The sequence below is a fragment of the Pandoraea commovens genome, assembly GCF_024704525.1.
Lineage (GTDB): Bacteria > Pseudomonadota > Gammaproteobacteria > Burkholderiales > Burkholderiaceae > Pandoraea > Pandoraea commovens.
This window is the reverse complement of the sequence record NZ_CP102780.1, coordinates 3,885,726-3,905,221: the sequence shown is the minus strand read 5'-3', so window position 1 is coordinate 3,905,221 and position 19,496 is coordinate 3,885,726. Positions and strand designations below refer to the sequence as shown.

General features: G+C 62.2%; 15 protein-coding genes. 8 read left to right on the top strand and 7 right to left on the bottom strand.

Features of this window, described 5'->3' with window-relative positions:
• Positions 1-104 precede the first annotated feature (104 nt).
• Positions 105-299, top strand: coding sequence for a 4-oxalocrotonate tautomerase (locus tag NTU39_RS17665; RefSeq protein WP_150578194.1), 195 nt, complete (start codon positions 105-107; stop codon positions 297-299).
• Between the two features lie 211 nt (positions 300-510).
• Positions 511-1,503 carry a threonine aldolase family protein gene (locus NTU39_RS17660; protein WP_257960102.1) on the top strand — a complete coding sequence of 331 codons (993 nt, stop codon included), beginning with the start codon at positions 511-513 and terminating at the stop codon, positions 1,501-1,503.
• Between the two features lie 9 nt (positions 1,504-1,512).
• Here the strand turns inward: NTU39_RS17660 and NTU39_RS17655 are convergent, their stop codons facing one another.
• A complete protein-coding gene (locus NTU39_RS17655; RefSeq protein WP_257960101.1) occupies positions 1,513-2,808 on the bottom strand; it encodes a chloride channel protein in 1,296 nt (431 codons plus the stop codon).
• 264 nt (positions 2,809-3,072) lie between these two features.
• On the opposite strand from NTU39_RS17655, the gene NTU39_RS17650 reads away from it, so the two are divergent.
• Together NTU39_RS17650 and NTU39_RS17645 are read left to right on the top strand one after the other, a co-directional pair.
• Positions 3,073-3,603, top strand: coding sequence for an NUDIX domain-containing protein (locus NTU39_RS17650; RefSeq protein WP_257958165.1), 531 nt, complete (start codon positions 3,073-3,075; stop codon positions 3,601-3,603).
• A 136-nt stretch (positions 3,604-3,739) separates the two neighbouring features.
• A complete protein-coding gene (locus NTU39_RS17645; protein WP_039402727.1) occupies positions 3,740-3,967 on the top strand; it encodes a sulfurtransferase TusA family protein in 228 nt (75 codons plus the stop codon).
• 118 nt (positions 3,968-4,085) lie between these two features.
• Here NTU39_RS17645 and galU read toward each other — a convergent pair whose 3' ends face one another.
• Positions 4,086-4,973 carry a UTP--glucose-1-phosphate uridylyltransferase GalU gene (gene galU / locus NTU39_RS17640; RefSeq protein WP_039397316.1) on the bottom strand — a complete coding sequence of 296 codons (888 nt, stop codon included), beginning with the start codon at positions 4,971-4,973 and terminating at the stop codon, positions 4,086-4,088.
• A gap of 29 nt (positions 4,974-5,002) precedes the next feature.
• Positions 5,003-7,864: a valine--tRNA ligase gene (locus NTU39_RS17635; protein ID WP_257958164.1), complete on the bottom strand. Its 2,862-nt coding sequence runs from the start codon at positions 7,862-7,864 to the stop codon at positions 5,003-5,005.
• A gap of 110 nt (positions 7,865-7,974) precedes the next feature.
• Between NTU39_RS17635 and NTU39_RS17630 the strand changes: the two genes are divergently transcribed.
• On the top strand, positions 7,975-10,293 hold the full coding sequence (locus NTU39_RS17630; protein WP_150663337.1) for a UvrD-helicase domain-containing protein: 2,319 nt from the start codon (positions 7,975-7,977) through the stop codon (positions 10,291-10,293).
• A 72-nt stretch (positions 10,294-10,365) separates the two neighbouring features.
• On the opposite strand, the gene NTU39_RS17625 is transcribed toward NTU39_RS17630, so the two are convergent.
• The 3 genes from NTU39_RS17625 to NTU39_RS17615 all read right to left on the bottom strand — a co-directional run bounded on the left by NTU39_RS17625 (position 10,366) and on the right by NTU39_RS17615 (position 12,699).
• Positions 10,366-11,178, bottom strand: coding sequence for a BPSS1780 family membrane protein (locus NTU39_RS17625; RefSeq protein ID WP_150663336.1), 813 nt, complete (start codon positions 11,176-11,178; stop codon positions 10,366-10,368).
• A gap of 30 nt (positions 11,179-11,208) precedes the next feature.
• On the bottom strand, positions 11,209-12,180 hold the full coding sequence (locus NTU39_RS17620) for a homoserine kinase (protein ID WP_150663335.1): 972 nt from the start codon (positions 12,178-12,180) through the stop codon (positions 11,209-11,211).
• 147 nt (positions 12,181-12,327) lie between these two features.
• A complete protein-coding gene (locus tag NTU39_RS17615) occupies positions 12,328-12,699 on the bottom strand; it encodes a hypothetical protein (protein ID WP_052252618.1) in 372 nt (123 codons plus the stop codon).
• 354 nt (positions 12,700-13,053) lie between these two features.
• Between NTU39_RS17615 and NTU39_RS17610 the strand changes: the two genes are divergently transcribed.
• On the top strand, positions 13,054-14,286 hold the full coding sequence (locus tag NTU39_RS17610; RefSeq protein ID WP_257958162.1) for a YeeE/YedE family protein: 1,233 nt from the start codon (positions 13,054-13,056) through the stop codon (positions 14,284-14,286).
• Positions 14,287-14,383: 97 nt separating this feature from the next.
• On the opposite strand, the gene NTU39_RS17605 is transcribed toward NTU39_RS17610, so the two are convergent.
• On the bottom strand, positions 14,384-15,118 hold the full coding sequence (locus NTU39_RS17605; protein WP_039397329.1) for an LOG family protein: 735 nt from the start codon (positions 15,116-15,118) through the stop codon (positions 14,384-14,386).
• Between NTU39_RS17605 and polA the strand changes: the two genes are divergently transcribed.
• Together polA and NTU39_RS17595 are read left to right on the top strand one after the other, a co-directional pair.
• Complete coding sequence (gene polA / locus NTU39_RS17600; protein ID WP_150663333.1) at positions 15,119-17,857, top strand: DNA polymerase I; 2,739 nt, start codon at positions 15,119-15,121, stop codon at positions 17,855-17,857. It begins immediately after the preceding gene.
• A gap of 218 nt (positions 17,858-18,075) precedes the next feature.
• Positions 18,076-19,440: an NAD(P)/FAD-dependent oxidoreductase gene (locus NTU39_RS17595; RefSeq protein ID WP_174984429.1), complete on the top strand. Its 1,365-nt coding sequence runs from the start codon at positions 18,076-18,078 to the stop codon at positions 19,438-19,440.
• The last annotated feature ends 56 nt before the right edge of the window (positions 19,441-19,496 follow it).

Sequence of the window (19,496 nt, the reverse complement as noted above, 5' to 3'; positions counted from 1 at the left end):
GAGGGCGCACGGACTTGTTGTCTGGGGCGCTCGGGCAGGGCATCGGAAACGTCCGGCAGCGCTACGCCGCCGGTTCCAATAACGACATCAGGAGATTGATCGCAATGCCAACGTTTCACGTCGAGATGTTCGAAGGGCGCACCGTCGAGCAAAAGCGCGCGTTCGTCAAAGCCGTTACGCAAGCCGCAGTGGAGACGATCGGTTGCACGCCGGGGTCCGTCGATATCATCATCACCGACATCAAGCCGGAAAACTGGTCTACGGCAGGCACGCTCTGGTCGGATCCGCGCCCCGAGTGAGCGCGCGAATCTGAAGTCGCAAATCTGTTAAGCCGGTGTCCGTCACCGGGCTGTCTGAAGCGGGAGCGTTGTGTGGCGTTCCCGCTGTCTTGAAGAGGTCGTCATGTCGCAAGCTCCGTCCGTTTCGAATACTGAGATCACGTCCACCGACGCGGCACAAACGCCGCAGCACTTCGCGTCCGACAACTACGCGGGGATTTGCCCCGAGGCCATGCGCTATCTGGTCGAGGCGAATGCCAGCGGTCACGAAGTGTCATATGGCGACGATACGTGGACGCAGCGCGTGTGCGACGGCATCCGGCAACTCTTCGACACGGACTGCGAAGTCTTCTTCGTTTTCAACGGCACGGCGGCCAACTCGCTTGCGCTGGCGTCGCTGTCGCAGTCCTATCACTCCGTCATTTGTCACGAACTGGCACACGTCGAGACGGACGAGTGCGGTGGTCCGGAGTTCTTCTCCAACGGCGCGAAGCTGCTCACCGCACGTGGTCGCGAGAACAACGGCAAGCTCACGCCAGACGCCGTCGAGGCCGTCATCAATCGCCGCTCGGACATCCACTTCCCGAAGCCCAAGGTCGTCACGCTCACGCAGGCGACGGAGGTCGGGACCGTCTACTCGGTCGATGAGGTCAAAGCGATCTCGGCGGTCGCCAAGCGCCGCAACCTGCGCGTGCACATGGACGGCGCACGCTTTGCCAACGCGGTGGCGACGCTCGGCTGCCATCCGGGCGACGTGACCTGGCGTGCGGGGGTAGACGTGCTGTGTTTCGGTGGCACGAAGAACGGTTTGCCGGTCGGCGAGGCGGTGGTGTTCTTCAACCGCTCGCTCGCAGAGGATTTTGCTTATCGCGTGAAGCAGGCGGGGCAGTTGGCCTCGAAGATGCGTTTCATCTCCGCGCCGTGGCTCGGCATGCTGGAGAACGACACGTGGCTGCGCCGTGCACGGCATGCGAACGAGATGGCGCAGTTGCTCGCGAGCCGCATCCGCGACATTCCCGGCGTATCGATCATGTTCGAGACGCAGGCCAATGGCGTATTCGCAGAACTGCCGCCGCATGTCATCGAGGCGCTGCGCGCGAAGGGCTGGCGCTTCTATACGTTCATCGGCGCAGGCGGCTGCCGCTTCATGTGCGCGTGGGATACCCGTGTGGAGACGGTAGAACGTCTGGCTGCAGATATCCGTGCGCTGAGTGTGAAGGCGTAGCAGTTTCGATCAAGCCTGACGCGGCGCAGGCACCGTAGGCGTCAGGAAGCGGTGCGCCAAAGTGTGATAGAACGACGGCGCGATGGTCTTCGAGACCTGCGTCGACAGCAGTGCGACGGCCATGAGCGGAATCACCATCTGATGGCCGTCGATCATCTCCATGACGATCACAAACGACGTAATCGGCGATTGCGTCACCGCCGCCAGATAGCCGACCATACACAGCGCGGCCATCGCGGGCAGCGGTATCACGGACGTCACGTGCGCCATCACATTCCCCAGCCCGGCACCAATCGCCAGCGACGGCGCGAAGATCCCGCCGGGAACGCCAGACAGATACGACACGCACAACGCGGCAAACTTCAGCACGGCGTAAAACGGCGAGAGCGCCGCGTGCGACTCAAGCAAACCCCGCGCTTCGGCGTAGCCGCTGCCGAACGTGGTGCCGCCTGAGACAATGCCGATCACCGCAATCGCCAGACCGCACAGGAAGGCGAAGCGCACCGGGCGCGCGCGACGCAAATTGACCAGTTGCGCGGGCATCCATCGCGGCACGTTAAGCATCAACCAGCCGAAGAGTCCCCCGGCCACGCCCGTCAGCACACTGGCGACGATGAGCACCGGGATGAGTGCCCAGTTGAATTCGCTGATGGCCTTGATCTGGCCGAAATAGAGATAGTTGCCTTGCAGGCCGAGCGCCACGACGCCGGAGAAGATGATGGCGGTAATGAGTGTGCCGCTGCTGCGTGCGACGAAGCTGCGGCTCAGCTCTTCGATGGCGAACACGACGCCCGCGAGCGGCGTGTTGAACGCTGCCGCCAGACCTGCCGCTGCCCCGGCCAGTGTCAGTTGACGCTCGATGTGCACGCTGCTGCGGCGATACCCGCGTCGCATGGCGTACATCAGCGATGCGCCGATCTGCACGGTCGGGCCTTCGCGGCCGATCGTGAAGCCGCACAGAATGCCGAGAAACGAGATCGCGATCTTGCCGAACATGATGCGCAGCGTCAGCAGCGATTTCGACAAACGCGAGTCCTGAAGCGTTGCGATCACCTGGGGAATGCCACTGCCCTCGGCACCCCGGAAGAACTTCTGCGTCAGCCATATCGCCAGCGCGGCACCGAGCGGGGTGACGATCAGCGGCAGCCAGAAGCCATGCGTCAGCATGCGCTGGAATAGCTCGAATCCGAAGTCCACCAGCTTGGCGTAGGCCACCGACACCAGACCGACGAGCACTGCGCCGAGCCAGAACACACCATAGTTGTGCCACAGACGACGTGAGCGGCGTACGCCACGTTGGGTCAGCCGGGTGGATAGCGATTTAGGCGACGTGGCAGGAGCAGCGGGTGAGGGCGATGCAGACGGCGAGGACGACTGAGGTGGCGTGTCGGACGCGGGCGGAACGTTCGGTGGAATGTCAGTCACGGGGCCGTGATCGAAAATTGAAAGACGTTCGGCGATTATACGCCCCGGCCTGTTTGGGCTTGGTCCGGACGCGTCTCGGAATTTGCCGAATATGCAGCGCGTCATGAGTTCATTTAATATGTTCGGATTCGCTGAAGAACGATCATGAACGAACTCATTTTTTGTCCCCGCTGTGCCTCTGCGCTCGATTCTCGCGAGGTCGCCGGGCGTATTCGCCGCGCCTGTCCGGACGCGGCCTGTGGTTTCGTCCACTGGGACAACCCGCTGCCGGTCGTGGCCGGACTCGTGGAATACCGTGGCCAGATTCTGCTGGCACGCAATGCGGCGTGGACCGAAGGCATGTTCGCGCTCATCACCGGCTTTCTTGAGCGCGACGAGACCCATGAAGACGGCATTCGCCGCGAAATCAAGGAAGAGACGAATCTGGAAGCCGATGCGATTTCACTGCTCGGCGTCTACGAATTCATGCGCAAGAACGAATTGATCATCGCGTATCACGCGGTCTGTGACGGTGATATTCAGCTCTCGGAGGAGCTGGCCGAGTTCCGGCTCGTCGCGCCGCATCAAGTGCGTCCGTGGCGCGCAGGGACCGGGCACGCGGTCGCCGAATGGCTACGACGGCGCAATCTGCCGGTCGAATACGTCGAATCGGCGCGGATGTCGATTGCTGGATGACGTACGGATGCGCCGATGGGCCGACGCGCTGAAACGGGCGTCGGCGGGAGCGTTCGGCGACGACTACGGTAGAATCGCGATTTGCGGGGCCAACTCCGCAACAGATTCGAACAAGACCGAAGAGAGGGACATGAGCATGGAATTCCAGAAAGAAGTCGACGCGAGCGGCCTGAACTGCCCGCTGCCGATCCTGCGTGCCAAGAAGGCGCTGGCGGAAATGCAAAGCGGCGAAGTGCTGCACATCATCGCCACCGATCCGGGCTCGGGGCGCGATTTCAGCGCCTTCGCCAAGCAAACCGGCAACGAACTGCTCGATACGCGCGAAGATGGCAAGACGTTCCACTTCTGGATGCGCCGTCGCTGATTGACGGTGGGTGTTGTCAGCGTCGATTGCATCGATGCCAACGCCCTAGCGGTACAGCAGACACAAAAAAACCGACGGACATGCCGTCGGTTTTTTTATTTGCGCAGGTGACAGACGCTCAGGTCAGGTCGCCCTGCACATCTTCCTGCAGATACTTGCGGAATGCGTCCTTCAGTTCCGGGTGACGCAGAGCGAACTCCACCGTCGCCTTCAGATAACCGAGCTTGCTGCCGCAATCGAAGCGCTTACCGTCGTAGCGATAGGCGAGCACGACTTCGTCCTGCATGAGTTTCTGGATGGCGTCCGTCAGTTGGATCTCGCCGCCCGAACCCGGATCGATCTCGCGGATGCAGTCGAAAATACGCGGACGCAGCACATAACGGCCAACCACGCCCAGATTCGACGGTGCATTTTCCGGCGCCGGCTTCTCGACGATGTCCGTCAGTTTGACGATCGCCTTCTCGCCCCAGTCCGTGCCCTTGACGATACCGTACGAGCGGCTTTGCTCGATGGGGATCTCTTCTACGCCGATGATCGAGTTGTGATATTGGTTGTACAGATCGACCATCTGCTTGAGCACCGGCGGCTGGCCGTCGAGCAAGTCGTCGGCAAGGATGACGGCGAACGGCTCGTCGCCCACCAGCTTCTCGGCGCACAGCACGGCGTGGCCCAGACCCAGCGCTTTCGGCTGACGCACATAGAAGCAATCGATGTGCGGCGGCTTGATCGAATGCACGACGTCGAGCAGCGCCTGCTTGTTCTTCGCTTCGAGTTCGGCTTCGAGTTCGAATGCCGTATCGAAGTGATCTTCGATGGCGCGCTTGTTACGGCCTGTTACGAAAATCATCTCGGTGATGCCAGCCGCTGCCGCCTCTTCTACGGCGTACTGAATCAGCGGCTTGTCCACGACCGGCAGCATTTCCTTGGGGCTCGCCTTGGTCGCCGGCAGAAACCGGGTGCCGAGCCCCGCAACGGGGAAGACGGCTTTGGTCACAATGGCTTTCATTAGTATCTCCCTGATGAATATTGCGCGTCTCAGGCGGGCAGGCGGGCGAGTTGTGCCTGCAATTTGCCGAGTACCGCTTCAAAGTCGACTAATCGTTGCTTCTCAAGTTCCACAACGTTGGCTGGGGCGCGCGCCACGAAACTCTCGTTGGAGAGCTTGCCGTGGCATTTGGCGATCTCGCCTTCGAGGCGCTTCACTTCCTTGCCGAGGCGTTCGCGCTCGGCCGCAACATCGATTTCGACCTTCAATGCCAACTTGTTTGCACCCACCACGGCGAGCGGCGCGCCGGCGGCCTGCGCGTCGAGCGTGGCTTCGTCGGCCAGCACCTGCACTTCCGAGAGTTTCGCCAGCGTTTGCAGATACGGGGCAATCGACGTCAGGAACGGCACATCGCCCGCGACCAGCAGCGGCACGCGTTGCGCCGGCGACAGGTTCATTTCGCCGCGCAGGTTACGGCATGCATCCACGGCGGCCTTCAGTTGCTGCATCCAGGCTTCGTCGCTTTCGTCGATCTTGCTGGTATCGGCGACCGGATACGGCTGCACCATGATACTGGCTTCGCCCGGCGCCTTGTCGGCCGGATAGCGGCCAGCCAGCGGGGCCACCTTCTGCCACAGGGCTTCGGTGATGAACGGAATGATCGGGTGGGCAAGACGCAGCACCGTTTCCAGCACGCGCAGCAGCGTGCGGCGCGTGGCGCGCTGTTGCGCCGGGGTGCCGTTCTGAATCTGCCACTTGGCCAGTTCGACGTACCAGTCGCAGTACTCGTCCCACACGAATTTGTAGATCGCGCTGGCGATGTTGTCGAAGCGGTAGTCGGCAAAGCCCTTCGCAACGTCGGCTTCCACGCGCTGGAGCAACGAGACGATCCAGCGGTCGGCGCGCGAGAAGTCGAGCTGACCCTCCGGGCCGCAATCGCCCACGCACGGCGCGAGACCGCAATCCTGACCTTCGCAGTTCATCAGCACGAAGCGCGTGGCGTTCCACAGCTTGTTGCAGAAGTTGCGATAGCCTTCGCAGCGCGCGAGATCGAAGTTGATGTTGCGGCCAAGCGTGGCCATCGATGCGAACGTGAAGCGCAGCGCGTCGGTGCCGAACGGCGCGATGCCCTCCGGGAATTCCTTGCGGGTCTTCTTCTCGATGGTCGCGGCTTGCTTCGGGTTCATCAGACCCGTGGTGCGCTTGGCGAGCAGGGCGTCGAGCGACACGCCGTCGACGATGTCGATCGGATCGAGCGTGTTGCCCTTCGACTTGGACATCTTCTGGCCTTCGGCGTCGCGCACAAGGCCGTGCACGTACACGGTCTTGAACGGCACCTTGCCGGTGAAGTGCGTGGTCATCATGACCATGCGCGCCACCCAGAAGAAGATGATGTCGAAGCCGGTCACGAGCACCGACGACGGCAGGAAGTGCTTCAGTTCCGGGGTTTCCTGCGGCCAGCCCAGCGACGAGAACGGCACGAGCGCCGACGAGAACCACGTGTCGAGCACGTCTTCGTCGCGCTTGAGCGCACCGGTGGAGCCGGCGGCACGCGCTTTCTCGATGGCTTCGGCTTCGGTGCGGGCGACGAACACGTTGCCTGCGTCGTCGTACCACGCCGGAATCTGATGGCCCCACCAGAGCTGACGGGAAATGCACCAGTCCTGAATGTTCTCGAGCCACTGGTTGTAGGTCGTCGTCCAGTTCTCCGGCACGAACTTGATCTCACCGCTGCGCACGACGTCGAGCGCAGTTTCGGTGATCGACTTGCCGGGGTGGAACGTGCCTTCGGGGGCCGGCTTGCTCATTGCGACGAACCACTGATCCGTGAGCATCGGTTCGATGACCGTGCCCGTGCGGTCGCTGCGCGGCACCATCAGCTTGTGCGGCTTGACCGATTCGAGCAGGCCCAGCGCGTCGAGGTCGGCGACGATCTGCTTGCGCGCGTCGAAACGATCCAGCCCCTGGTACTTTGCGGGCGCGTTTTCGTTGATCTTCGCGTCGAGCGTGAGGATGTTGATCTGCGGCAGGTTATGACGCTGACCGACGGCGTAGTCGTTAAAATCGTGTGCCGGGGTGACTTTCACCACGCCCGTACCGAATTCGAGGTCGACGTAGTCGTCGGCGATGATCGGGATTTCACGGTCCGTGAGCGGCAGCTTGGCCGACTTGCCGATCAGGTGCTTGTAGCGCTCGTCTTCCGGGTGCACCATCAGTGCGGTGTCGCCCAGCATCGTTTCCGGACGCGTGGTTGCGACCGTGAGCGTGCCGGAGCCATCGGCGAGCGGGTAGCGGATGTGCCACAGCGAGCCTTCTTCTTCCTCGCTGACCACTTCCAGATCGGACACGGCTGTGAGCAGCGTCGATTCCCAGTTCACGAGACGCTTGCCGCGATAGATCAGACCCTGCTCGTACAGTGCGACGAACACATCGCGCACGGCGCTGGACATCTTCTCGTCCATCGTGAAGTACTCGCGGCTCCAATCGATGGAAGCCCCGAGACGGCGCACCTGACGCGTGATCGTGCTGCCCGACTGCTCCTTCCACTCCCAGACGCGTTCCGTGAACTTCTCGCGGCCGAGGTCATGGCGCGAGACCTTCTGGGCGTCGAGTTGACGCTCGACGACGATCTGCGTGGCGATGCCCGCATGGTCGGTGCCCGGCACCCACAGGGTGTTCGCGCCCTTCATGCGGTGGTAGCGCGTCAGACCATCCATGATCGTCTGGTTGAACGCGTGCCCCATGTGCAGCGTGCCGGTGACGTTCGGCGGCGGCAACTGGATGCTGAAATCTTCGCGGGCGTCGTCGAGGGTCGGGCGGGCATAGCCGCGGCGTTCCCATTCGGGGCCCCAGTGGGCTTCGACGTCCTGCGGCTCGAAGCTCTTGGCAAGCGTATTGTCGCTGTCGCTCATGGATTGATGGACCGTGTAATGCGTGAAACCTTGAATTATAAAAGATTCGGTGGCGTTTCCGCGCCGCAGCAGGATTTATAATCGGGCTTCACTCGAAATTCCTCCCCGACATGCCCGATCTGCTCGCCAATCTGAACCCCGAACAACTGGCCGCCGTCACGCTTCCCGACGAGCCTGCCCTCATTCTCGCGGGCGCGGGTTCCGGCAAGACGCGCGTGCTCACGACCCGTATCGCCTGGCTAATCCAGCAGGGACACGTCGGCCCGGCGGGCATTTTGGCGGTGACCTTTACCAATAAGGCCGCCAAGGAAATGCAGGCCCGGCTTGGCGCGATGCTGCCGATCAGCACGCGTGCGATGTGGATCGGCACCTTCCACGGGCTGTGCAACCGCATGCTGCGCGCGCATTTTCGCGACGCTGGGCTGCCGCAGAGCTTCCAGATCCTCGACCAGTCCGATCAGCTCTCCGCCATCAAGCGGATGATGAAGGCAGCGAATGTCGACGATGAGAAATTTCCGCCGAAAAACCTGCAATATTTCATCAACAACGCGAAGGAACAGGGCCTGCGGCCGCATGAAGTCGAGGCCAACGACGCGTTCAATCAGAAGTTCGTCGAACTGTACGCGAGCTACCAGGAGCAATGCCAGCGCGAGGGTGTGGTCGATTTTGCCGAACTGCTGCTGCGCTGCTTCGAGCTGCTCAAGCACAACGAGCCGCTGCGCGTGCATTACCAGTCGCGCTTCCGCCATATCCTCGTCGACGAGTTCCAGGACACCAACAAGCTCCAGTATGCGTGGCTGAAAATGCTCGCCGGTACAAACGCCGCCGTGTTCGCTGTGGGCGACGACGATCAGAGTATCTACGCGTTTCGTGGTGCCAACGTCGGTAATATGGCTGACTTCGAGCGTGAATTCCGCGTTCGTCACCTGATCAAGCTGGAGCAGAACTATCGCTCGCACGGCAATATTCTCGACGCCGCGAACGCGCTGATTTCCAACAACGCGCGACGTCTGGGCAAGAATCTGCGCACCGACGCGGGCCATGGCGAGCCGATTCGCGTCTATGAAGCGGCGACCGATCTGCAAGAGGCCAGCTGGCTCGTCGAGGAAATCAAGGCGCTGGTCGCGCAAGGCCTTTCCCGACAAGACGTGGCGATTCTGTATCGCAGCAACGCCCAGTCGCGGGTGATGGAACATGCGCTGGTCGGCGCGGGCATCGCCTATCGCGTGTACGGTGGCCTGCGCTTTTTCGAGCGTCAGGAAGTCAAGCACGCGCTGGCGTATCTGCGTCTGATCGAAAATCCGAACGACGATACGGCGTTCGTGCGTGTCGTCAATTTCCCCACGCGCGGGATTGGCGCACGTTCGCTGGAGCAACTGGCCGACGCGGCGCGTCTCTACAACTGCTCCATGTATGCGGCTGTACCTTATATGACGGGCAAGGCCGGGACCAATCTACTGGCGTTCGTGCGCATGATCGAACAGATGCGCCATGCCACCGAGAGGCTCACGTTGCCGGAGGTGGTGACGCATGTCATCGACGCGAGCGGCCTGATTACGCACTATCAGACCGAGAAGGAAGGGCAGGATCGCATCGAGAACTTGCAGGAACTGGTGCATGCCGCCACGGCCTTCATCGCTGAAGAGGGCTATGGACTGGACGCACCGGCGCGTCTGATCGCGATGCGCCCCGCACTGCCTGGCGCGCCCGACGTGCTGGCGTCTCCCGATGGCGTGGTCGATGCCGATACGCCGGTGGAGATGACTCCGCTGGCAGGCTTCCTTTCGCACGCGTCGCTCGAAGCGGGCGACAACCAGGCCGAAGCCGGCCAGGACGCTGTGCAACTGATGACGGTGCACGCAGCCAAGGGGCTGGAATTCACGGCGGTGTTCGTCACCGGTCTCGAAGAGGGGCTGTTTCCGCACGAAAATAGCGCGCTCGAACTCGACGGGCTCGAAGAAGAGCGTCGTCTGATGTATGTGGCGATCACACGCGCGAAGGAGCGTCTGTACCTGTCGTTCACGCAAAGCCGCATGCTGCATGGTCAGACGCGCTACAACGTGCGCTCGCGCTTCTTCGACGAAATCCCCGAGGAAGTGCTGAAGTTCCTCACGCCGCGTGCGCAGCCGGGGGCGCGTCTGAGTCAAAGCGAACCGGCTTGGGGGCGCGACTGGTTCTCACGCCCGCAAGTCAGCGCGCCGAAGGACGAATGGGCGGCAACGAAGTCTGAGAAGGCGCTGGCCGATCGCTCGCGCGCGTCGGAGACGGGCTTCAAGCTGGGACAGGGCGTGTTCCACACCAAGTTCGGTGAAGGCAAGATCATCGGGCTGGAAGGCACGGGCGACGAAGCGCGTGCGCATGTGAAATTCGGCCGTCATGGCGAGAAATGGCTGGCGCTGGCTGTGGCGAAACTTCAGCCGATCGAGTGATCGTTGGCACTGCAATAAAAAAGGGCACCTTCGGGTGCCCTTTGCTTTTGTCGACGTCGCCCGATGCCTGCTTCAAGCCTCCGGCGGCGAAACGTTCGGATCGAGCGCCCCGATCTCCTGCACGCCGAAGCATCCGCGATAGCTGGCGTAGAACGAGCAGTAGATGATGGCGGCGAACAGCAGCGACAACGGCGAGACCAGAAGAATGGCGTATTGGAAGACGCCCAGCACGGCCATGATGATCGTGAGAATCATCGATGCCGCCGCCGCGAGCAGCATCACACACAGCGCGTAGACGACGAACGCGCGGAAGTTTCGCGTGCAGGCTGTCCAACTGAAGAAGATGGCCTTGACGGGCGTGATGTCGTGCCATGCTACGAGCACCGGCGCGAACCAGAACAACATCGCCACCGGGATGTACGCGATGGCGAAGGCGATGGCAGCGATCAATCCGGCGGTGCCGTTCATGATCTCGTCGCGATTGACGTTGCCGTCGAACAGCAGGTTGTTGATCAGTTCGCTGCCATTGAACAGCGACGAAATCAGGTAGGCGGCGATGGTTGCGGCCATGTAATACCCGCCCAGCACCAGCAGACGGCGGGCGATGTCTTTGCCGTGTCCGCGAAAACCGTCGAGCAGCACCTGCGGCAACACCTGCTTGTTCTTGATGATGTCGCGGCAAGCGGCCATGAAGCCCACCGACAGGCCGGGCACCAGGACGAGCAAAACGGGCCCGCCGATGATCGGCACGAAGGAGATCACCAACGTGCCGAACATATAGGCAAACAGCAGGCTCATGATGGCGAGCGGATTCTTGCGGAACAGCCAGATGCCCTGGCGCAGCCACAAATAACCACTCTTCGGCGGGACTTCAAGCAATTGCATAGGGTTCGAGAGACTCCGGGTGGGGTCGGGTTACAGCCAGGGAATGGAAACGGCTTCGATGCGTTTGCGCAGGATTCGTTCGAAATGCCCCGGATCGTGCGGCTTGAGCATTTCGGCCGCCCGCGGCAAGTGAAAATCATACAGGCGTGAGAGCCAGAATCGCAGCGCGCCCGCTCGCAGCATGTCTCGCCAGTGCGACGCCTCGATGTCGGTCAGCGGACGCACCGTCTCGTACGCGCGCAGCATCGCGAGCGCACGGGCGTCGTCCAGCTCACCGGTGGCGAGGTCGCAGCACCAGTCGTTGACCGTCACGGCCAGATCGAACAGCCACTTATCGCAGCCGGCAAAGTAAAAGTCGAAGAAGCCGCCCAGACGAGGCGAGCCGTCTTCGGCCTTGTCGAAGAGTACGTTATCGCGGAACAGATCGCAGTGGCACGGCCCGGCCTGCATCGCGCGATAGTCGCCCGAGCCGAAAAACGCCTCCTGATGCGCCATCTCGCTTTCCAGCAGCGTGCGCTCGGCATCGTTCAGGAACGGCAGCACGGCCGGAGCCGCCTCACGCCACCACGGCAGGCTGCGCAGGTTGGCCTGTTCCAGCGTGAAATCGCGTCCGGCCAGATGCATGCGGGCAAGCATTGCGCCGACATGGGCGCAATGCGCGGGCGTCGGCGCCAGTTCGGAGCGACCCGACAGTTTGGTGACGATGGTCGCGGGCTTGCCGTTCAGCTCGCCAAGGATCTCACCCGTGCGATCCGGAATCGGATCGGGCACGGGCACGCCGTGATGCGCCAGATGGCCCATCAATTGCAGGTAGAACGGCAACTGCGTGGCCGTGAGCTTCTCAAACAGCGTCAGCACGAACTCGCCGCGCTCGGTCGTCAGGAAGTAGTTGGTGTTCTCGATGCCCGAGCTGATGCCCCGGAAGTCGAGAACATTCCCCAAATCGTAGCGTTGCAGCCACTGCTGGAGCTGCTCGGGCGAGACGGAAGTAAAAACGGCCATGCTTGCGTTGAGTGGATAAGACTCAGACAAACGGCCCGTGCGCGTGCAGCGGGCCGCTGGTTTGAGACAAACAGGTGGCTCGCGCGCCGAACGAAATGAAGTATCGGAAGTGCCGGGGCGCGCGAAAGAGTCAGATTACCAGAGACGTCAGAACTTCAGGCCGACGGACGGCAGACGGTCGTTTTGCGACGTGTTGTCACGTGCGCGCGGCGCGTTGTCGGGCGGCGTGGTCAACTGGTAGTTGGTGCCGAAACGGGAGTGGACATCGATTTCCGTGGGCTTGCCGCGATCGCGGTACTCGGTCACGGTCGTACCCTGGTCGTTGACGTAGTAGCTCGGCTTGCGTTCCTGATTGACGTCGACGTTCTGGACGCTGGTGGCAGCGGCGCGGGCGTCGGCTTCACGTTTGGCGGCTTGTGCGGCGGTTTCCTTGCCGTCCTGAGCGTAGACATGGCCGGCGAACAGCAGGCCGGCACCGATCAGCAGGGGCAGGGCACGGGAAAAGCGCGTTTTCATCATTATTCTCCGAGGGCGGGAACGCATCCGCGACGTAAGAGGCAAGCCGGGCCGGCGCAGCGGGTTCCAATCTGTCCATTCTATCAAACGTACCCCACTTCGCATTGTGGAATCTCGTCGAATGCGCCGTGGTTGCTTGCCTGCGGCCCTTTTTGTCCTCACCAATGAACGTTTCATGACAACACTTCTGTCCGAAATGTGAGATTTCAGATGATTCGCAATGCTGGTCTATATTTCTTTTGGTTATAACGAAATCACAAAACGGTCGTTCGCATCGACGTCGAGTTCTGGCAGCCTTGCAAGTTGTCTTAATGGGTGGCCAGGTGCCACCCATCTGCATTCTGGAGTCAGAAAGTCATGTCGTCTTCCGCTTCGGCCGCCGTCAAAACGGCGTCGCCTTCTCCCTCTTCCTACAATGCTCGCCCGCTGACGATTGCGCTGGTGCTCATCGTCATCGGCATTACGTATCTGCAAGCGACGGTCGGACCCAAACAGGCTGCGCTCGCAGGTGTCGGTGCGTTGCTCGGCGTCGCGCTTTACCACGCGGCGTTTGGCTTCACGTCGGCCTGGCGCGTGTTCATTTCGGATCGTCGTGGCGCCGGGTTGCGCGCGCAGATGGTGATGCTCGCGGTCGGTGTCGTGCTGTTCTTCCCGGCGCTGGCGGATGGCACACTTTTCGGCAACAAGGTCGTCGGTCTCGTGTCGCCGGTCGGCGTGTCGGTGGCGTTCGGCGCGTTCATCTTCGGTATTGGCATGCAGCTCGGCGGCGGTTGCGCGTCGGGCACGCTGTACACGGCTGGCGGTGGCAATACGCGCATGCTGGTGACGCTTGCGGCGTTCATCGTCGGCTCGGTCGTGGCGACGGCGCATCTGCCGTGGTGGGAATCGCTGCCGCACATCAAGCCCGTCTCGCTCGTGAAGACGTGGGGCCTCTGGCCCGTGCTGATCGCGAACCTTGCGCTGTTCGCAGCGATTGGCGCGTTCACGCTGTGGGCGGAGAAGCGTCGTCATGGCCGTATCGTCGGTGTGCCGATGACGCGCAGCGCCAAAGGCAAGCCTGCGCTGCTGCGTGGTCCGTGGCCGCTGGTGTGGGGCGCACTCGCGCTCGTGCTGCTCAATTATGCGACGCTCGCACTGGCCGGTCGCCCGTGGGGCGTGACGTCGGCATTTGCACTGTGGGGCGCGAAGGCGTTCATGGCCGTGGGTATCGACGTCGCTTCGTGGCCATACTGGGCCAAGCAGGTCAACGTACTCAACGCGCCGGTCTCGCAGGACGTCACGACCGTCATGGATCTGGGCATCATCCTCGGCGCATTGGTGGCCGCTTCGTTGGCGGGCAAGTTCGCGCCGGTATGGAAGGTGCCCGTGCGCTCGCTGATCGCGGCTATCGTGGGCGGTCTGCTGCTCGGCTACGGCGCACGTCTGGCGTACGGCTGCAACATCGGCGCGTACTTCAGCGGCATCATCTCCGGCAGCCTGCACGGCTGGCTGTGGCTGGTAGCGGCGTTCTTCGGCAACGTGTTCGGCACGCGCCTGCGACCGTTCTTCGGTCTGGAAGTCGAGACGACACCGCGCGAAAGCGGCTGCTGATTCGTTGCTCCGGTGGACGTGCGTCCGCCACAAAAAACGGCGCTCGCGATGATCTCGCGGCGCCGTTTTGCATGGCGGATGACGTTGCGCTCAGCCCTTACAGGTAGAACATCTTTTCACTGGTTTCCGTCTCGGGTTCGATGTGCCCGTCGTAGAACGCGAAGACCGCCTTGAGGATTTCGTCGGGGTCGTCGATCACTTGCACGAGATCGAGATCCTTTTCGCTGATGAGTCCCATCGGCAGCATCGACGAGCGCACCCAGTCCAGCAGGCCTTTCCAGAACTCCGAACCCACGAGAATCACCGGCACGCGACGCGACTTCTGCGTCTGGATCAGCGTGAGCACTTCGGACAATTCGTCGAGCGTGCCGAAGCCGCCGGGCATGATCACGAAGGCGTCCGAATTCTTGACGAATGTGACCTTACGGGTAAAGAAGTGGCGAAAGCGCAGCGAGATGTCCTGCCACTGATTGCCCTTCTGTTCGTGCGGGAGTTCGATGTTCAGACCGACGGTCGGTGACGCGCCACCGTGCGCGCCCTTGTTGGCCGCTTCCATGATGCCGGGGCCGCCGCCGGAGATGACGGCGAAGCCGTTGTCCGAGAATTTGCGGGCAATCGTCATCGTCAGTTTGTAGAACGGCGATTTCGGCTTGATGCGGGCGCTGCCGTAGATGCTGACGGCCGGCCGGATCTCCGACAGGTACTCGGTCGCCTCGATGAACTCTGCCATAATCGTGAACATCTGCCACGACGCGCGCGCCTTCTTGGCGGTGGCGCGCTCATGGTCTGCCAGCATGCGCAGACTCGGTATCTCTTTTCTTCTCTTGGTCATATGTCGGAACAGCAAAGTCTGGAAGGTAAGACGCTCTTATTGGTCGATGGTTCGAGTTATCTGTATCGAGCCTATCACGCCCTGCCGGATCTGCGCGGCCCAAGCGGCGAACCTACGGGCGCGCTGCACGGCATCGTCAATATGCTGCGCCGCATGCGTAAAGACGTTCATGCAGAGTACAGCGCTTGCGTTTTCGATGCAAAGGGCAAGACTTTTCGCGACGACTGGTATCCCGAGTACAAGGCGAATCGCCCGTCGATGCCCGAAGACCTGCGCGCGCAGATCGAACCGATTCACGAAGCCGTGCGCGCGATGGGCTGGCCGCTGTTGATGATCGACGGCGTGGAAGCCGACGACGTCATCGGCACGCTCGCAAAGCGGGCGGCCGAGCTGGGTATGCGCGTGGTCGTCTCGACCGGCGACAAGGATCTGGCGCAACTCGTGAACGATCGCGTCACGCTCGTCAACACGATGACGAATGAAACGCTCGACGCGGCTGCCGTCGAAGCCAAGTTCGGCGTGCCGCCTGCGCGCATCGTCGACTACCTCGCGCTGGTGGGCGACACGGTCGATAACGTGCCGGGTGTGGAGAAGTGCGGGCCGAAGACGGCCGTCAAGTGGCTCACGCAATACGGCGATCTCGACAACCTCGTCGCCAACGCCGCCGAAGTGAAAGGTGCCGTCGGCGAGAATCTGCGACGTGCACTCGACTGGCTGCCGATGGGGCGCAAGCTCGTGACGGTGGCGCTCGATTGCGATCTCACGCCGCAGGTCACCTCCATCGAAGCGAGTCTGCAAACGCAGCCCGAAGACGCCGAAGTGCTGCGCGATTTCTTCTCGCGCCACGGCTTCAAGACGCTGCTGCGCGAAGCGGAAGCGACGGTGGCATCGCAAGCCGGTGAGGAAGCTCCGGCACCGGTGGCCGACACCATCGAACGCGAGTACGAAGCAGTGCTCACGTGGGAGCGGTTCGATGCGTGGCTGAAGATCATCGAAGCCGCCGAGTTGACGGCGTTCGATACCGAGACGACGTCGCTCGACGCGATGCAGGCGCAACTCGTCGGTCTGTCGTTCTCCTGCGAACCGGGTCGCGCAGCGTACATACCGGTGGCGCACCGTGCGCCAGGGGAAGTCGAGCAATTGCCGCGCGACGAAGTGCTCGCCCGTTTGAAGCACTGGCTCGAGAGTCCCGATCACAAGAAGGTCGGGCAGAACCTCAAGTACGACGCACATGTGCTTGAAAACTACGGCGTGATTCTGGGCGGCATCGTGCACGACACGCTGCTCGAATCGTACGTGCTCGAATCGCATCGCAGTCACGACATGGACAGTCTCGCCTCGCGCCATCTGGGCGTGACGACGGTCAAGTACGAAGACGTGTGCGGCAAGGGTGCCAAGCAGATCGGCTTCGACGACGTGAGCGTCGAACGTGCGACGGAGTACGCTGCAGAGGACGCCGACATTACGCTGCGTCTGCATCGTGCGCTGTACCCCGATGTCGCCCGCGAAGCCACGCTCGAATTCGTCTATCGCGATATCGAATTGCCCACGGCGCGCGTGCTTCAGCGCATGGAGCGCAACGGTGTGCTGGTCGACACGGCACGTCTGGCGGCACAAAGCGACGAGATCGGGCGCAAGCTGATCACGCTCGAAACCGAGGCGTACGCGCTGGCCGGGCAGCAATTCAATCTGAATTCCCCCAAGCAGATCGGCGACATCTTCTTCACGCAACTGCAACTGCCGGTCGTCAAGAAGACGGCCAGTGGTGCGCCGTCGACCGATGAAGAAGTGTTGCAGAAGCTCGCAGAGGACTATCCGCTGCCGAAGGTGCTGCTGGAGTATCGCGGTCTGGCCAAGCTCAAGTCGACGTACACGGACAAGCTGCCGAAGATGGTCAATCCGTCGACGGGACGTGTGCATACGAACTACGCACAGGCCGTGGCGATCACTGGCCGTCTGGCGTCGAACGATCCGAACTTGCAGAACATTCCGGTGCGCACGGCCGAGGGGCGTCGCATTCGCGAGGCCTTCATCGCGCCGCCGGGGAGTCAACTGGTCTCGGCCGACTACTCGCAGATCGAGCTGCGCATCATGGCGCATATCTCCGGCGACGAAAGCCTGCTGCGTGCGTTTGCGAACGGCGAGGATATTCACCGTGCGACCGCTGCGGAAATCTTCGCCGTCACGCCGCTGGAGGTGTCTTCCGAGCAACGTCGCTATGCCAAGGTCATCAACTTCGGTCTGATCTACGGCATGAGCGCGTTCGGGCTGGCTGCGAACCTCGGCATCGAGCGCGACGCGGCCAAGCAATACATCGATCGCTACTTCATGCGCTATCCGGGCGTGGCGCGTTACATGGACGAGACGCGCAAGAGCGCCAAGGCGAAGGGGTACGTTGAGACCGTGTTCGGTCGTCGTCTGTGGTTGCCGGACATCAATGGCGGCAACGGCCCGCGTCGTCAAGGTGCCGAACGCGCGGCTATCAATGCGCCGATGCAAGGCACCGCCGCCGACCTCATCAAGCTATCTATGATTGCCGTGCAGCGCTGGCTGGACGATAGCGGTTTGCAGACGCGTCAGATCATGCAGGTGCACGACGAACTCGTACTCGAAGTGCCGGATCATGAATTGGCTGAGGTTCGCAAGCGTCTTCCGGAACTGATGTGCGGCGTGGCCAAGCTGCGTGTGCCGTTGATCGCCGAAGTCGGCGTTGGTGAAAACTGGGAGCAAGCACACTGATCGTGCTGGGCTAATGCCCAAAGTGTGTGAGGCGGTGTGTGAGGCGGTCGACGTTGCAGCACGCTTTGGCCGCCACTACGATCAAGGTCACGCAATAGCGGAAATAGGGTGGCGGGTATACCCTAAGTCCGCACTCTGCGGTATGGTAATCGCTATCGCCGGTCTGGCAAATGCTGACCGGCCGGACGGTTTTCCAAGCACGGGGAGTTATCGTGAGTGTGCATCGTATCGTTGTGGTCGGCGGAGGCGCCGGCGGTCTCGAACTCGTCACCCGGTTGGGCGACAAGTACGGGCGTGGCAAGGACGTTCAAATAACGCTGGTCGACCGTTCCCTGTCGCACATCTGGAAGCCGTTGCTGCATGAGGTCGCGGCCGGTGTCATGGATACGGCGACGCATCAGCTCTCTTACGTGGCGCAGGCGAACTGGCATCACTTCGAGTTCGCGACGGGCGAGATGATCGGGCTGGATCGTGTCGCCAAGACCATCCGTCTGGCTGCCGTCCCGGCGGCGGACGACGAAGGCGAGGGCGATCTGCTGCCCGAGCGCACGTTGCCGTACGACACGCTCGTGCTCGCCATCGGCAGCACGACCAATTTCTTCGGTGTTCCGGGCGCGAGGGAACACACCATTGCCCTCGATACGGTCGAACAGGCCGAACGTTTCCGTCGCCGGTTGATGGCGGCTTGCGTGCGTGCGCAGAGTGCTGCCGAAGCGTCGGCACCGGCTGCTGCGACTGAGGTGCAGAGCGGTGGCGCGTTGCTGTCGCCGCCGGGCGCTCAGCGTCCCAAGGTCAATCTCGTGATCGTCGGTGCGGGGGCGACGGGTGTGGAACTGTCGGCCGAGTTGCGCAATACCGCTGAAGTGTTGCGCTCCTACGGTTTGAAGCTCGACCCGCGCAAGGACGTGCGCATCACCATCATCGAATCGAGCCCGCGCATTCTGAAAGCGTTGCCGGAGCGTGTGTCGGGCGCGGTCGCCGGGTTGCTCGCCAAGCTGGACGTCGACATTCTGTGTGGCGATTCGGTGGCGGAAGTGCGTGCCAACGAAGTGACCCTGACCAGCGGCAAGATTCTGCCTGCAGACATCACGGTCTGGTCGGCGGGCATTACTGCACCGCCGGTGCTTGGCACACTGGGGCTGGACGTCAATCGTCTGAATCAGATCGAAGTGCTGCCGACGCTGCAAAGCAAGACCGATCCGGACATCTTCGCGTTCGGCGATTGCGCGAGCTGCGAGTGGCCGGAGCATGGCTTCGTGCCGCCGCGCGCGCAGGCGGCGCACCAGCAGGCGAGTTTCCTTGTGAAGGCCGTCGAGGCACGTCTCAAGGGACAGAGCTTGCCGACGTTCACGTACCGCGACTTCGGCTCACTGGTCTCGCTGGGCAAGTTCAGCGCCGTGGGTAACCTGATGGGCGGACTGATCGGCGGCAGCATGTTCATCGAAGGGCTGTTCGCCCGCGTGATGTACACGTCGCTCTATCGGATGCACGTGGCGGCGCTGCATGGCGTCTGGCGAATGATGCTCGATACGGTGGCTAACCGTCTGCGGCGCTCGACCGTGCCGCGCGTGAAGCTGCACTGACGTCCCGGCCGCGCAGGCACTTTGCCTGCACGGCTTTTTTTCATGCTTCGTGCTGA